This is a genomic window from Pseudomonas sp. Ors-4-3C, assembly GCF_055755035.1.
The window spans coordinates 4,304,359-4,319,851 of record NZ_CM146900.1 but is presented as its reverse complement, the minus strand read 5'-3'; the positions used below and the strand labels follow the sequence as shown (position 1 = coordinate 4,319,851).

The following is a 15,493-nucleotide window of genomic DNA, read 5'->3' as shown; positions in this document are numbered from 1 at the left end:
GTTGAACAGCAGGGGGTGTGTGACTATAATGGCGCGCTTCCATTTTCCCGCTCGGGAGCCCCCGCGATGCTGCGTATCAGCCAAGAAGCTCTGACATTCGACGACATTCTCCTAGTGCCCGGTTATTCCGAGGTGCTTCCTAACGAAGTCAGTCTCAAGACCCGCCTTACCCGTGGCATCGAGCTGAATATTCCTCTGGTTTCTGCCGCCATGGACACCGTCACTGAAGCCCGTCTGGCAATCGCCATGGCTCAGGAAGGTGGTATCGGTATCATCCACAAGAACATGACCATCGAGCAGCAAGCTGCCGAAGTGCGTAAGGTCAAGAAGTTCGAAGCCGGCGTCGTCAAGGATCCGATCACCATCGAGGCTGATGCCACGGTACGTGATCTGTTCGAACTGACCCGCATGCACAACATCTCCGGCGTTCCGGTGCTGCACGATGGCGACCTGGTCGGCATCGTCACTTCCCGTGACGTACGCTTCGAAACTCGTCTGGAAGCCACCGTACGTGAAGTGATGACGCCTAAAGAGCGTCTGGTCACCGTCCGTGAAGGCGCCAACAAGAACGAAGTCCGCGAGCTGCTGCACAAGCACCGTCTGGAAAAAGTTCTGATCGTCGATGACAAGTTTGCCCTCAAAGGCATGATGACCGTCAAAGACATCGAAAAAGCCAAAGCCTACCCGCTGGCCAGCAAGGACGATCAAGGTCGTCTGCGCGTTGGCGCAGCTGTCGGCACCGGTAAAGACACCGGTGACCGCGTTGCTGCGCTGGTCAACGCCGGTGTGGACGTGGTGGTGGTCGACACCGCACACGGTCACTCCAAAGGCGTGATCGACCGCGTTCGCTGGGTCAAAGAGAATTTCCCTGAAGTGCAGGTGATCGGCGGCAACATCGCCACCGGCGCTGCCGCCAAGGCTCTGGCCGAAGCTGGCGCCGACGCAGTCAAGGTCGGTATCGGCCCTGGCTCGATCTGCACCACCCGTATCGTCGCTGGTGTCGGCGTGCCGCAAATCAGTGCCATCGCCAACGTCGCCGCTGCCCTTGAAGGCACTGGTGTGCCGTTGATCGCCGACGGCGGCATCCGGTTCTCCGGTGACCTGTCCAAGGCCATCGTGGCCGGTGCATCCTGCGTGATGATGGGCTCGATGTTCGCCGGTACTGAAGAAGCGCCGGGCGAGATCGAACTGTTCCAGGGCCGTTCGTACAAGGCGTATCGCGGCATGGGTTCGCTGGGCGCCATGTCCCAGGCTCAAGGTTCCTCCGACCGTTACTTCCAGGACTCCTCGGCAGGCGCCGAGAAACTGGTTCCGGAAGGGATCGAAGGCCGTGTGCCGTACAAAGGCACCCTGACCGCGATCATCCACCAGTTGATGGGCGGTCTGCGTTCCTCGATGGGTTACACCGGCAGCGCCGACATCGAAGAAATGCGTACCAAGCCTGAGTTCGTGCGGATCACCGGTGCCGGTATGGCCGAATCCCACGTTCACGACGTGCAGATCACCAAGGAAGCGCCAAACTACCGCGTAGGTTGATGCTTCAAGCAAATCGTTAAGCAACCGGGGCTGTTTTATTCAGCCCCGAGTTGTTTCTGAATCACGACTGTTTCTGAATTACTTAGACGAGACTGAATCATGGCCCTCGACATTCACGCTCACCGCATCCTGATCCTCGACTTCGGTTCGCAATACACCCAACTGATTGCCCGCCGCGTGCGCGAGATCGGTGTGTACTGCGAGCTGCACCCGTTCGACATGGACGAAGAGGCGATCCGCGAATTCGCGCCTAAAGGCGTCATTCTCGCCGGCGGCCCCGAGTCCGTACACGAAGCCAACAGCCCGCGCTGCCCGCAAGCGGTGTTTGACCTGGGCGTGCCGGTTTTCGGTATCTGCTACGGCATGCAGACCATGGCCGAGCAACTGGGCGGCAAGGTTGAAGGTTCCGAGCTGCGTGAGTTCGGTTACGCCCGCGTTGACGTGGTCGGCAAGAGCCGCCTGCTCGACGGCATCGAAGACCACATCGACGCCGACGGCCTGTTCGGTCTCGACGTGTGGATGAGCCACGGTGACAAGGTCACCAAGATGCCGGAAGACTTCCACATCCTCGCCAGCACCCCAAGCTGCCCGATCGCCGGCATGTTCAACGACGAACGCGCTTACTACGGCGTGCAGTTCCACCCGGAAGTGACCCACACCAAGCAGGGCGGTCGCATCCTGTCGCGCTTCGTGCTGGACATCTGCGGCTGTGAAGCCCTGTGGACCCCGTCGAAGATCGCTGAAGACGCCATCGCCAACATCCGCGCACAAGTCGGCACCGACAACGTGCTGCTGGGTCTGTCCGGCGGCGTTGACTCATCGGTGGTTGCGGCGCTGCTGCACAAGGCTATCGGCGACCAGCTGACCTGCGTCTTCGTCGACAACGGTCTGCTGCGTCTGCACGAAGGCGAGCAAGTGATGGCCATGTTCGCCGAGAACATGGGCGTCAAGGTGATCCGCGCCAATGCTGAAGAGCAGTTCCTCAACAACCTGGCCGGCGAAGCCGACCCGGAGAAGAAGCGCAAGATCATCGGCCGTACCTTCATTGACGTGTTCGATGCCGAATCCTGCAAGCTGGACAACATCAAGTACCTGGCGCAGGGCACCATCTACCCGGACGTGATCGAGTCGGCTGGCGCGAAAAGCGGCAAGGCCCACGTGATCAAGTCGCACCACAACGTGGGCGGCCTGCCGGAAGAGATGAACCTGAAACTGGTCGAGCCACTGCGCGAACTGTTCAAGGACGAAGTCCGTCGTCTGGGTCTGGAACTGGGCCTGCCGTACGACATGGTCTACCGTCACCCGTTCCCGGGTCCGGGTCTGGGCGTCCGCATCCTCGGCGAAGTGAAGAAGGAATACGCCGACCTGCTGCGTCGTGCCGACCACATCTTCATCGAAGAACTGCGCAAAGCCGACTGGTACCACAAGGTCAGCCAGGCCTTCGTGGTGTTCCAGCCGGTGAAATCGGTTGGCGTGGTCGGCGATGGCCGTCGTTACGCCTGGGTCGTGGCCCTGCGTGCCGTAGAAACCATCGACTTCATGACCGCACGTTGGGCTCACCTGCCTTACGAACTGCTGGAAACCGTTTCCGGCCGCATCATCAATGAAATCGAAGGCATCTCCCGCGTCACTTACGACGTGTCGAGCAAGCCGCCGGCGACGATTGAGTGGGAATAATGCCCTCGGCCTCAGGGCGGATCGGTTGAAACAAAAAACGCCTGGTGCTTATACATCAGGCGTTTTTTTTGGGGTTCTATTAGTGCTTCGGAGCAAACGGCTACTCAGTGAGACTTGCTGGCATTTTTGGTGGGAGCACTGGAGCAAGGGGCGTAGTTCTCAATCGATCGCTAAGGCTGGCGTACGTATCAGAGAAACTGTGATCGAATCAAATCTGTATCGAACGGTGTTATCCCTTGCTCAGGCGCAAACACTGCATTTGCTTGCTCCGGCGAAGCAACTCGTTCCCCTCGTGCTCGTACATGCAAGTCGAACAGCGTTGCCAAATCCGGCCGTGGCGTATGAACCAAGGCCCGCAGCATCAACGATACCCCACTGAGATTGTTCCCGACGTTGTTCCACCGCGGCGATGAAGTGAGTCCCAGATCGGCCCAAATCGTGCGTCGTTCCTGTAAATCCATCACGAAGGGCAGACAGATAATTGTGTCGGATGCGATATCGACACGGTCGAACACGGTTCGCGGCTCGAATATTTCACCCGATGCCGTATCGGTGCGGGCCATCCAGCCAGCGAAACATTCTGGAAGATCGCAGTACGGTTGTGTGGTGTATGAGTTGATGGACGTGACGACGTAGCGAATACCTCTGTCGACGAGGGCATCTACATCGAGGTCGATGAACTCCGAAGCGCCGTCGGGCGCGTCGGTGATGTCGCCGCTGTGGCAACCGCCGAAATCCTTCAGGTTGTAGTACGCGACCGTTTGCTTGAATACGAAGTCGGCGTCGAAAAAAGCGGCGGACAAGTCAATATCCGTGCGCCCGGTGCCATTCTTCCACCACAAGAACAGGCGAATGAAGCGTGCATCAGGCATAGGCAACCGACTGCCTCGCACCAGCGTACGTAGCGATTTCGACGATGCACGCTGCGCCAGCGGCACCTTGTATTCGCGTAATGCGGGATCGATGAAACAGCGACCGAGTGGCGGCAGCGATGCAAAACGCGATACAAGCGCGTTTTCGCAGATTCGGGCTGCGCGAGCCAACACTTCGGCGGTGAGAGGCTCGCGGCGATCCTTGATGCCATAGACCTTGGCGAATGCGCCTTTTGGGGTGAAGGCGCGCAGGGACAGGGGGCGTGGAGCGCGTACCTGGGCGAGCAACTGCAGCAGGACAGGTGAGGACACTTGTGTTGCAACAGCCTCGAATGCGTCGAGAACCGACTCGGGGTTCGTCGCGCGCCGCAGGCTCACGTCCAGCCGTCGTGCGAATTCACCGGGACGGCTCTGTAGTAAGGGCGTGAGCGTGGCGATGTCGCGCTGGGCCAGCAGTGTTTCGACACGTGAACCAAAGGTGGCTGGCGCTTCGTCGCGGCGCGCTGCCGTGATCGCGTCGAGTGCTCGTGGGTACTTATCGGCGTAGTCGCCCGGATGCAGCACTTCAGCCAGACGCTTCCAGCGCTCGGCGTGGCGCATCACATCTTCTGTAGCATTGGGTATTGAGTCGAGCAGGCGTAATAACAGACGGCGCATCGAGCGCTTCATCGCTTTGAAACGTGTCGTAGCTGTCGCAAGTGACACGTCACCTCCACTCAGGGCAACCGCGAGTCGCAGCACATCCGTCGCCGTTTCGACGTTGCGCTCCAGGAATGCGCCCACCCGTGCGTCACCGGCTACATGCAGGATAAGTGCGCCGCCAACCTGTGCACGTATCTCCCGGAAAGGGATGGCCTCGGGCAGCAGACGGAACACATCACTTTTGTACTCCCTGACGAACCAGACAACATCAGCCGTTTCCTCTTCGGAAAGTGAAGTGCGTGATGAAACCAGCGGCTCGAGCAGTGACTCGAACTCATGGACGCTTCCCGGTTCAATAACCCAGTGTATGAAGTTGCCTTCAAGCAGTGGAGGTCGAGATTCTTCAGTCGGTGGTAGGCGCCTAAGCGTGAGGTAATGTATGACCGCGTTAAGATACAACTCCGCCTCTGTGGCCCTCAGAACCTGTTCTGGAAAGTCAGGATAGAACGGCCGGTGATGCACATGCGCGCCACTCCTCCGCCGAAGGATTTCAACAATGCCATGCAACCAGTGCTTGAGCTCTGTCGGTGACAACATGCCGATCTGCTCTATCAGCGTTTCTGATAGTACACACCGGAACGCCGCGACCTCCCGGATAGCCGACGCGACCTGAGCGCGGGTTGCACCGCCAGTACCCATCGGTACGTGAACTTTGCTACGGCGACGCAGGAATAGCTCCTGATTCATGCTTGATTTTCTCCTTGGGTCGTCGTCGTGAGCGAGCCGCAGCATCATGCCTGCAACTGATATGAAAACGCCTGCTAGAAGCAGGCGCGGTGTGGAGAGCGGAACCCCTAGTTCATAGGGGGTTAGAAGGAAGGTGTTCCATAGCCACGGAGGCATTCTACGTAAGGTTTTCGATTTTTGTCAGGTCGTTGCTTCTCTCAACGGTAACAAGCTGATTCACGATATTAATGGGGGAGGAACGACAAGTCGCTTGTCTATCATCCAGGCGGATATTGGCGTTATTGACCAACTGTGGCTTCAAGGGCGGCGACTTTCCAAGCCGGCATTGACCAGCACCCACTAGCAACAAACACCTTGAAGCCCGCGTAATTGCGGGCTTTCTGGTTTTTGGCTTTGGCGTTTTTGGCAATCACGGCCATCCGGCAATAGCACACTTGCCCTATAGCTAAGTCGATCTTCGCTCCCTAAGCTGGAAGCGTCTTCTATTGACTGAAGTACAGCCACTGTCTTGACGGATAACAAAGTCATGCGTGTTGATCAACAACATCGCGTCGAGCTCCGTTGCTCGTCATCTCCATAATTCCTGAAATACATGCAGGTAAGCGTATGTCGCCAACACATGGAAAAGCGTTTAGAAACGGAATTGCGCTGTGTCTGATGACGGGACTTTTAATCGGCTGCGCAAACTCAAACGATTTAATGGGATCGTTGAATCCCAATGGTGTAGGTGCGAAGAAATATGACGAAGCTTATCTAAAGACCACCATCATTCGTGGCAAGACCACCAAGAGCCAGATATCCCAGTTATTTGGCCCTCCCATGCAGGAGGCGGCAGACTCGGACACTATAACTAACTGGACTTATGTGAAGAGCGAGGAAGGGGTCGAGAAGTATATGAATCTCGCCCACAGATTCGTATCGCCCGAGACAGGTGGCCAAATTGCACAGGTTTCGTCCCATGTCTCCAATGCGCAGGGAACATTGAATGAGGTGGGCAGCGTGACCAGTGGCAAAACCACGCGCCAAGGCATTGTTTTGACCATCTATTTTGAAAACGATGTTGTCCAGAACTACAGCGTTGCACGTTGATTGATTCTGCACGGTTCAACGACTGGTAACTGCGACGAGTCGAGCCAACCGAATTGATCCCGCGCAAGCCTTAGAGGCTTGATCGCTACAACCGAAAAGCCGTGTGAAATCCGTTTCACACGGCTTTTTGCGTTTTTGCGCTACAGCGGTTTTGACCAGCCGCCCAGTTGCATGCCCATGTCATCCAGTGCCTGCAGCAGCGCTTTCATGCTCGGGTAGCGTTTACCGCTCACCGAAGGCCAGCCGGGGCGTTCGATGTAGAAACGCTTGCCGTCGGTCTCGATGATGGTCCGCACCAGCTGTTGCGTGCGGCTGCGATGCACGATGAAGGTCATGTTGGGTTGCTGTTTCAGGGAGTACATGCCGTAGCGCGGCAGCAGGGTTTCGAATTCCGTCATGGTGTGAGCGGTCCAGGGCGTTTCCATCTGCAGGCGCAGGTCGCCCCTGACCAGTGCCGAGCGATCATGCTCGGTACCGCCCAACGGCAGGATTTTCCCCGGGTCGACTTCGATGCCCCGCGCAGCCCCTTCGGGGACATCCTCGACGCGAATGCCGATCGCCTCTTCCAGTTCGCTGACGCCGGCCACGCCTTCGAAACTGTTGGAGTGGGAATTGCCCATCAGCGCCACCCATTTGTGTGCGCCCCGTGCAGCCTGGTCGGCGCGGATCACCAGGCGGGCAAAGTAATTCATCATTTTCTGCCGCGCTGCCTCATCGCCGGACGGAATGTCCATGCCGTTGAGGCGATAACTAGCCATGCAGTCGATAGCTTGCACGTGGATCCCCTGTTTTCTGGCCTCCCTGACCAGCTCCAGAAACGTGTAGCGCTGCAGCGGATCGGTCATGTTGCCGACGTCGAGCGCCTTGAGATACGCCTCGAGTTTTTTCGGCAGGTTGCCGGTCTGGAAGAACTCGTCCAGTGCGGCTTGATGGAAGTCCGTCAGCAAATGCTCCATGTACAGGCTCTTCACCTGTTTGCTCGCCAGCAACGCCATGTTCTCGATCAGCCATTGCTTGCTGCCTACGGCGGTGTGGCTTTCACCGATCACCAGGCCCCGGGCATGTTCGAGGATTTTCTCGATGATCTCCTCGGCGGTCGCGTCGGCTGCCAGGGTGGGGACGGGAGGGCGTTCGGGCAGGCGCAAGGTGCTGAAAAAATCCCGGGCGTCGCGGTACAGGCGTTTACGGATGCCCTTGAAGTCGCGGTAGGCATCGAACTCGTTCAGGCTGTCGTAGAAATCACGCAATGCTTCGTCATTCAGGCCGTCCGCGCCTTCCTCCAACTCCGTTTTAAGCGGCGCCGGCATGTCGTACTGCGAGGCGGGCAGGGCGAGCACCGGTCTACGGCTGCTCGATCCGGCCGTCACCGCAGGCTTGCCACCGCCACTGAGGCCGGCGCGGGGTATGGTTTCCCATTCGCCCTGAGGGTTCAGGCGTACCGGGATCGAGCGAGTAAAGCCGTGGGGATGCTCGGGATCAATCACAGCCCAGTGTCCGCTGCCGTTGATGTCGGTTTCGTAGCGTACGTAATAGGCCGTGTCGTCAATCGAGATCGCGGTCGAAGGATTCGAATCGAGCAGATAAATGCCCTGGAATTTTCCTGGCTCGTTCACCGGAGTAATCCCGTCCAGCAACTCATTGGCCTGCCAGTTCGACGGGATGACTGGTCGCGGAGTGTCTTCAAGCAGCGTTGTGGCGCTCGCCTGAGGCCAACCCATCGGCTTCAGGCCTTTTTCGATCAGCGCCTGTTTCAACTCGTCCAGTGTGTCCACGGTCAGCGATTCAGGGGGCGGGGCCAGCGGTGTATCGAGGTTGAGCCTGCCGGCGGGGGTGATTCTGATCGCGCTGTCAGCCATGTGGCGTTCGGCATTGCGGTAGACCACCAGCAGGCTGCTGCGGTAGCGCTGAAACGTGAACATTCCCGGTTCTGGCAACAGTGCGCGCAGATTTTGCGGCGTGCGGTATGCCCACGGCGTTTCCATTTGCACCCGCCAGTCGCCCTTGATCAGATTTTGAATGCTGTCGGGATCGCTCAGGCCTCCGGCAATTTCCTCGACCGGGGAGTCGGGGTAATCGGCATATTCCACCGCCAGCCCAGGGTCGCTACCGATGGCTTCGGCTTGTCCCGGCGTTACATCGTCGATGCGTACACTCAAGGCCTCGGTCTGCTCGCTGATGCCTTGATAGCCGCGAAAGGCGCTCATGTTTTCCTGATTGACCAATGCCACCCATTTGCCCGGGCCATTGAGTTCCTGATGAAAGCGAATGACTTCGCCGGCAAAGAAGCTGCGCGCCATCTGGTTGTTGGGGAAGGGCTGCAGCGAATCTTTGTTGATGTTGTAAGTGGTCGACAGGTCGATCGCCTGAAGTCGGATGCGCTGGGCGTTGGCGGCCTTCACCAGCGCCATCAGGTTGAATTTGCCGTCCGGGTCGTTGCCGGCCCGGAAGTCGATTCTGTTCAGGTAGTCTCGCAGTTCCTCGGACATTTCCCCGGTGCGGGCGAACGCATCCAGATCCAGTTGATTGACGTTGGCCAGCAACTCTTGCAGGTACAGGGTCTTCACACCGCTGCGGGCGAGATGCGGCATGTGTTCGATCAGCAGTTTCTTGCTGCCGATGCTGCCACGGCTTTCACCGATCACCAGCCCGGGTTTCTCCGCCAGCGCGACGTCGAACAATTCGCTCGGGGAGGCGACGGGCTCCGGCGGCAGTACATGCAGGCGTGGAGCCGGCGGGTGCAGTTCATACCAAGCGTTGGCATCGCTGATCAGCGTCGCACGTGCTTGTTCCTGCGCCAGGTCGAACTCGCTTAACGAGATCACCTCATGCGCATGCGGCATGAGTGCATTGCCTGCTTCGGTTTCGGGCCTGATCACGCTGTGCATGTCGATGCCGCCCAGGGTCCAGGCGCGGCGGAACTGGGCTTGCAGATCCGGACCGCCGAGCGCCCAGGCGCGCATGTCGGGATCATCGAGTCCGGGAACATGGATGCCCGGCGTTTGCGCCCATGGTTCGACGGCGGGACCGCTCGCTTCACTGCCACCGGCGATCATGGGGATATCGAGACCGCCGCGAAGCCCCAACCTGGGCGCCACCTCCCAGGCACCGTCAGCGTTCAGCCGGACGGGGATCGAGCCGGAAAAGGCGTCGGGCCGGGCGGGATCAATGATTGCCCAGTTGCCACGTCCATTCAGGTTTTCTTCAAAACGCACGTAGTAGGCGCTGTCACCAAGGCTGATTGCGGACGAGGGATTGGATGCCAGTCGATGGATACCACGGAATTTGCCCGGCTCGCTGATCAGCGTGTCCTCGCCCAAGACCCGGTTGATCTTGAACGATTGCGGGATGTCCGTGGCAGGTGTCTGCGCTACGGGAAGATCAGTCGGGATCGGGGGCGCCTGCACCGCCGGTGGTGCAGGTTCAGATTGATTGCTCTCGATCAGGTCGGCCATTTCCGCCGCTTCGGCGGCATCCACCTCGGGGCCGACTTCGACCAGCGATCCCGGACCCTTGAGGACCAGCAGGTTGAACAGCATGTCGATGCCGCTGAGGACTGCACCGAGGATTCCGGCCTTGCGCTCGGTGGCGGTTTTGCCATTGACCGCCTGATCAATATTCAAGCCCATGTTGGCAATGCTGGCGCCAATCACCGGCAATGCGATTGGCCAGCCGACCACGGCCATCGGCCCGAACACCTTGACCCCGGCGCTGAGGTAGCCGATCCACAGCTTCTTGCGCTGGTCGCCATTGGAGGTCAGGGACAGGCTGGCCTCGGCAAACATCGCCGCGCGGGTCGAGTCGCTCAGCCAGGTGAAGGCGTCGCCGCTGACCGCGAGGTTGTCCTGATTGATCAGCGAGTGGTCGTAGCGGCCCCACGTTGCTACCAGGCGATTCATCAGCTCGCCAAGGTTGGCGTTGATCTGCTGCCGGTCGGCCAGCGAGAAATGCGCAAGGAATGTTTCGCGGGCAGCGCGTTTGTTCATCCGCTGCAGGATCCAGAAGTGCAGGTCGGTGGCAGTTTCCAGTACCTGAAAAGCGTCGCTGTCACCGGGCAGATAGAGGATCTGCCGACCCTGGGACGCGACGAATCGCAGAACATTGATCGCGGCATAACCGGCCAGATCCAGCCTGCGCACGCTGTTCGGACAACGCTGTTGTGCCTGCAGCATGGCCAGGTTCACCGGCCAGGTCAGCGGGCCGATCACCGCTCGCGTGACGAACAGAAAATCCGCGTCGCTCAGCTGACGTTGGTCCCGCGCCTGCAGGGCTTTGATCAGGAAATTGCACTTGGCCAGGGTACGAAAGTCGCTGCCGCTGGTGTTCCAGAAAGCGTTCAGTTGTTCGTCGTACAGCGCGCTGAAGTCGATGCTCCAGAAGTCCTTGAGCACGTCGTTGCCGTGCAGGCGCACTTCATTGCGCTCATCGAAGGTGCGGGCCTCGGGGCCGGCAGTGTAGAAGCCGCCATAGACGTCGAGCAGGTCGGCGTTGTCCTGATCAGCGACGCGGAAGCGGTGAATCACCAATTGGGTCAGGGTCATGCTTGAAGTGGGCGTGGCGTGCACATGCTCCCAGCCGGTGAAGGCTTTCGAACTGCTTTGCGAGGCGTCGAAGCGGTGGAAATACACTTGATCCGGGTCGAGGCCGTGAACCTGGTATTTGCTCAGCAAGTCGTTGGCGACCTGTCGAGCGGCATCCTGCAGGCTCGGGCAGGTCTGGATGACGGTGGCGGCAATCGCCTTGAGCGCGGCCTTGTCGGCGGCGTTGGGCATCGGGCTTGGCATGTGGTTGAACTCTCTATCCATGAGAAACGGGTGGCACAGGATGGCCCGGCTGTTTGAGGCATGTGCACTACATAGTTATGTCACTTGAGCGCTCGAAATCGTGTACGCGCGAGGCGCAACTGCGTCCATCCGCCGCGCTGCCCTTACTGTTTCGCAATTGCAGGTGTATCGTATTTGCCTTTTGCGGGCCCGGCGCCCGAAGCAGATACGTGAGGTAGTTGAGTTCATGTCCTTTACCCGTCGCCAAATCCTCGGTGGCCTGGCCGGTCTTGTTGTCGTTGGTGTCGGAGCAGGAGGCGCGTCGCGCTACTGGCTGGGCAAGATGGCCGATGCTGACGCGGGCCACGACTACGAGCTGATTGCGGCGCCACTGGACGTTGAATTGGTGCCAGGGCACAAGACCGAGGCGTGGGCGTTCGGCCCGTCGGCGCCGGGCACTGAACTGCGCGTGCGTCAGGGCGAGTGGCTGCGGGTGCGTTTCATCAACCACCTGCCGGTGGCGACCACCATTCACTGGCACGGCATTCGTCTGCCGCTGGAGATGGACGGTGTGCCGTACGTCTCGCAACTGCCGGTGCTGCCCGGTGAATACTTCGATTACAAATTCCGCGTGCCGGACGCCGGCAGCTACTGGTATCACCCGCACGTCAGCAGCAGCGAAGAGCTGGGACGCGGGCTGGTCGGGCCGTTGATTGTCGAAGAGCGCGAGCCGACCGGTTTCAAGTACGAAAAGACCCTGAGTCTGAAGAATTGGCACATCGACGATGAGGGTCATTTCGTCGAGTTCAGTGTTCCGCGCGAAGCGGCGCGTGGCGGTACGGCGGGGCGGCTGTCGACCATCAACGGCGTGCCCTCGCCGGTGATCGAATTGCCGGCCGGGCAGATCACCCGGGTGCGTTTGCTCAACCTCGATAACACGCTGACCTATCGCATCAACATCCCCGGCGTCGAAGCGCAGATTTATGCGCTGGACGGAAACCCGGTCGAGCCGCGGCCGCTGGGCAAGGAATACTGGCTCGGCCCGGGCATGCGTATTTGTCTGGCGATCAAGGCGCCGCCGGCCGGTGAAGAGTTGTCGCTGCGCAATGGCCCGGTGCGTCTGGGGACTTTGCGTTCGGTGGCCAATAACGATGCGCCGACCGAGTGGCCGAAAGCCTTGCCCGCCAACCCGGTGGCCGAGCCGGATCTGGCGAATGCCGAGAAACTCAACTTCAATTTCGAATGGGTCGGTTCGGTGTCGGTGAATGTCGACAACGGCAAACCGCCGAGCCTGTGGCAGATCAACGGCAAGGCCTGGGACATCACTGACAAGACCTGCGCCGATCGGCCGATTGCCAGCCTGAAGCTGGGCCAGAGCTACATCTTCGAACTGAAGAACATGACTCAGTATCAGCACCCGATCCACCTGCACGGCATGAGCTTCAAGGTGATTGCGTCGAACCGGCACAAGATCACCCCGTACTTCACCGACACCTACCTGCTGGGCAAGAACGAGCGTGCGCAAGTGGCGCTGGTGGCGGATAACCCGGGGGTGTGGATGTTTCACTGCCACGTGATCGACCACATGGAAACCGGCCTGATGGCCGCCATCGAGGTGAAGTGATGCGCCAGATTCGCCCCGCCACGATCATCGACCGCAGCCGTGACCGCGATTTCATGCGAGAAGCACTGGCCCTCGCCGCGCAAGGCGCAGCCCTGGGCGAAGTGCCGGTGGGCGCGGTGCTGGTGCAGGACGGCGAAATCATCGGGCGTGGCTACAACTGTCCGATTACCACCAGCGACCCCAGTGCCCACGCGGAAATGGTCGCGATCCGCGCCGCTGCGCAAGCCGTCAGCAACTATCGCCTGCCCGGCAGCACGCTGTACGTGACGCTGGAACCGTGCAGCATGTGCGCCGGGCTGATCGTGCATTCGCGCATTGCGCGGGTGGTGTATGGCGCATTGGAGCCGAAGGCCGGGATTGTGCAGAGTCAGGGGCAGTTTTTTACCCAGGGCTTTTTGAATCACCGGGTGTTGTATGAGGGTGGGGTACTGGCCGAAGAATGTGGTGCAGTGCTGACCGAATTCTTCCGCGCCCGGCGCGCAAAGCCATCTGAATAAACACCACCCCCAACTGTAGGAGTGAGCCTGCTCGCGATAGCGGTCTGACATGCAACATTGCTTTGACTGTCAGACCGCTATCGCGAGCAGGCTCACTCCTACAAGGTTATGCGGTGTTTGAGAGGGTTACTTACGGGCGACAATCACCGCCCGCATCGGCGCCGGCAGCCCTTCGATGGTCTTGCTGTGATCTTCCGGATCAAGGAAGTCACTCAGCGACTGATACTTCATCCATTCGGTGCCTCGTTGTTCATCGACCGTCGTCATGCTGACGTCGACACAACGAATATCGGTGAAGCCTGCTCGGCGCAGCCACAATTCCAGCGCCGGCACCGATGGCAGGAACCACACGTTGCGCATCTGCGCGTAACGGTCTTCCGGCACCAGCACCTGATGCTTGTCGCCTTCGACCACCAGGGTTTCCAGCACCAGTTCGCCGCCCTTGACCAGGCAATCCTTGAGCGCCAGCAAATGCTCGATCGGTGAACGACGGTGGTAGAACACGCCCATCGAGAACACCGTATCGAAGCCTTCCAGGTTCGGCGGCAGGTCTTCGAACGGGAACGGCAAGTGCCACGCGTTCGGCTCGGAGAGATAGCGCTGCACGGCCTGGAACTGGCAGAAGAATAGCCAGTTCGGATCGACGCCGATCACGCTGTCGGCACCGGCGCCGAGCATGCGCCACATGTAGTAACCGTTGCCGCAACCGACATCGAGGATGCGTTTGCCCTTCAGATCCAGATGCGGAGCGACCCGCGACCACTTCCAGTCCGAGCGCCATTCGGTGTCGACGTGCACGCCGAACAGGTCGAACGGCCCCTTGCGCCACGGCGACAGGCCCATCAGTGCGGTGCGCATTTGTGCACGGGTTTCATCGTCGCAATCGGTGTCGAGTTTCAGGCCGTTGAGCAGATCGACTTCGCTCGGCTGGATCTTCGGCAACGCGTCCAGCGCACTCTGCCAGCGCTCCAGATCGCCGTGGCCTTTCTCCATTTTCTTGTCGAGTTGCCCTTGCAGGGTGTTGGCCCAGTCGGCCAGCGGCGTGCCGGCCAGACGGCGGGCGAGGGGGGACAGATCAATCATGGCAAGGCAATCAACGAGGCAAAGTTAAGACACTGGAACCACGGCACGACTTTCGAGAACCCGGCGGCCAGCAGGCGTTCGCGGTGTTCTTCGAGGCTGTCGGGCTTCATGACGTTTTCGATGGCGCTGCGCTTCTGGGCAATTTCCAGTTCGCTGTAGCCGTTGGCGCGTTTGAACGCGACGTGCAGATCGGTGAGCAGCGCGTGCTCTTGCGCATCGTTGAAGCGCAGCTTCTCCGACAGAATCAGCGCGCCGCCGGGCAGCAGCGATTGGCGGATACGCGAGAGCAACGCGGTGCGCTGTTCCGGGGCGATGAATTGCAGGGTGAAGTTCAGCGCCACCACCGAGGCCGGTTTGAATTCGAGCGCGAGAATGTCGCCTTCGATCACTTCGACCGGCAGCAGCTCCTGGAACATCGAATCCTGACCGTTGAGGTATTCGCGGCAGCGTTCGACCATCGCCGCCGAGTTATCCACCGCGATCACCCGGCAACCGTCGGTGCGCACGTGACGGCGCAGGGCCTGAGTCACCGCGCCGAGCGATGAGCCGAGATCGTAAAGGACACTGTTTGGCTGGGCGAACTGCGCAGCCAGCACGCCGAGGTTTTCGACGATGGTCGGGTAACCCGGCACCGAGCGCTTGATCATGTCCGGGAACACCCGCACCACGTCCTCGTTGAAGGCGAAGTCAGGCACCTGGGCCATCGGCTGGGCGAAAATGCGATCGGGTTCTTTGCTCACGGCGGTTCCGGCGGTGTCGGTGGAAAAGGCCGGCATTTTAGCCAAAGTGGCGTCGGGATGCTTGGGTTGTCTGATAAACCGCCGCACGCACGCCTGAAACACATACCTGTGGCGAGGGAGCTTGCTCCCGCTGGGTTGCGAAGCGACCCCAATTCCGGGGCACGCGATACTGCAGGTATACCTCGTACTCAGGTTTTACGACTGCTGCGCAGCCGAGCGGGAGCAA

At 59.8% G+C, this 15,493-nt stretch carries 9 protein-coding genes; 5 read left to right on the top strand and 4 right to left on the bottom strand.

Going from position 1 to position 15,493, the window contains the following annotated elements; translation table 11 throughout:
* Positions 1–66 precede the first annotated feature (66 nt).
* Positions 67–1,536, top strand: a complete 1,470-nt coding sequence (gene guaB, locus ACVHNU_RS19370) for an IMP dehydrogenase (RefSeq protein WP_003227866.1) — start codon at positions 67–69, stop codon at positions 1,534–1,536.
* Between the two features lie 99 nt (positions 1,537–1,635).
* Positions 1,636–3,213, top strand: coding sequence for a glutamine-hydrolyzing GMP synthase (guaA, locus tag ACVHNU_RS19365; RefSeq protein ID WP_003227864.1), 1,578 nt, complete (start codon positions 1,636–1,638; stop codon positions 3,211–3,213).
* Between the two features lie 188 nt (positions 3,214–3,401).
* Here the strand turns inward: guaA and ACVHNU_RS19360 are convergent, their stop codons facing one another.
* Positions 3,402–5,474 (bottom strand): TerD family protein, encoded by a 2,073-nt coding sequence (locus ACVHNU_RS19360; RefSeq protein ID WP_473018114.1) that lies wholly within the window; start codon positions 5,472–5,474, stop codon positions 3,402–3,404.
* 561 nt (positions 5,475–6,035) lie between these two features.
* Here ACVHNU_RS19360 and ACVHNU_RS19355 point away from each other — a divergent pair.
* On the top strand, positions 6,036–6,563 hold the full coding sequence (locus ACVHNU_RS19355; RefSeq protein ID WP_232324056.1) for a hypothetical protein: 528 nt from the start codon (positions 6,036–6,038) through the stop codon (positions 6,561–6,563).
* Between the two features lie 140 nt (positions 6,564–6,703).
* Here ACVHNU_RS19355 and ACVHNU_RS19350 read toward each other — a convergent pair whose 3' ends face one another.
* Positions 6,704–11,344: a dermonecrotic toxin domain-containing protein gene (locus tag ACVHNU_RS19350; protein WP_473018112.1), complete on the bottom strand. Its 4,641-nt coding sequence runs from the start codon at positions 11,342–11,344 to the stop codon at positions 6,704–6,706.
* Between the two features lie 226 nt (positions 11,345–11,570).
* Between ACVHNU_RS19350 and ACVHNU_RS19345 the strand changes: the two genes are divergently transcribed.
* Both ACVHNU_RS19345 and tadA read left to right on the top strand, forming a co-directional pair.
* Positions 11,571–12,947: a multicopper oxidase family protein gene (locus tag ACVHNU_RS19345; RefSeq protein ID WP_226501212.1), complete on the top strand. Its 1,377-nt coding sequence runs from the start codon at positions 11,571–11,573 to the stop codon at positions 12,945–12,947.
* Positions 12,947–13,444: a tRNA adenosine(34) deaminase TadA gene (gene tadA, locus ACVHNU_RS19340; protein WP_473018110.1), complete on the top strand. Its 498-nt coding sequence runs from the start codon at positions 12,947–12,949 to the stop codon at positions 13,442–13,444. Before ACVHNU_RS19345 ends, tadA begins: the two co-directional genes overlap by 1 nt.
* A 126-nt stretch (positions 13,445–13,570) precedes the next feature.
* Here the strand turns inward: tadA and cmoB are convergent, their stop codons facing one another.
* The gene (gene cmoB, locus ACVHNU_RS19335; RefSeq protein ID WP_473018108.1) at positions 13,571–14,527 is read right to left on the bottom strand and encodes a tRNA 5-methoxyuridine(34)/uridine 5-oxyacetic acid(34) synthase CmoB; all 957 of its coding nucleotides are present in this window, start codon (positions 14,525–14,527) and stop codon (positions 13,571–13,573) included.
* Entirely contained in the window at positions 14,524–15,303 is a 780-nt protein-coding gene (gene cmoA, locus ACVHNU_RS19330; protein ID WP_338802873.1) for a carboxy-S-adenosyl-L-methionine synthase CmoA, read from the bottom strand. The genes cmoB and cmoA overlap by 4 nt, the downstream gene beginning before the upstream one ends.
* Between the last annotated feature and the right edge of the window lie 190 nt (positions 15,304–15,493).

What these genes read in the sequence shown, in the direction of transcription:
- guaB (WP_003227866.1), top strand. Translation starts at nt 67, where the DNA reads ATGCTGCGTATCAGCCAAGAAGCTCTGACATTCGACGACATTCTCCTA.
- guaA (WP_003227864.1), top strand. Translation starts at nt 1,636, where the DNA reads ATGGCCCTCGACATTCACGCTCACCGCATCCTGATCCTCGACTTCGGT.
- ACVHNU_RS19360 (WP_473018114.1), bottom strand. Translation starts at nt 5,474, where the DNA reads ATGAATCAGGAGCTATTCCTGCGTCGCCGTAGCAAAGTTCACGTACCG.
- ACVHNU_RS19350 (WP_473018112.1), bottom strand. Translation starts at nt 11,344, where the DNA reads ATGCCAAGCCCGATGCCCAACGCCGCCGACAAGGCCGCGCTCAAGGCG.
- ACVHNU_RS19345 (WP_226501212.1), top strand. Translation starts at nt 11,571, where the DNA reads ATGTCCTTTACCCGTCGCCAAATCCTCGGTGGCCTGGCCGGTCTTGTT.
- tadA (WP_473018110.1), top strand. Translation starts at nt 12,947, where the DNA reads ATGCGCCAGATTCGCCCCGCCACGATCATCGACCGCAGCCGTGACCGC.
- cmoB (WP_473018108.1), bottom strand. Translation starts at nt 14,527, where the DNA reads ATGATTGATCTGTCCCCCCTCGCCCGCCGTCTGGCCGGCACGCCGCTG.
- cmoA (WP_338802873.1), bottom strand. Translation starts at nt 15,303, where the DNA reads ATGCCGGCCTTTTCCACCGACACCGCCGGAACCGCCGTGAGCAAAGAA.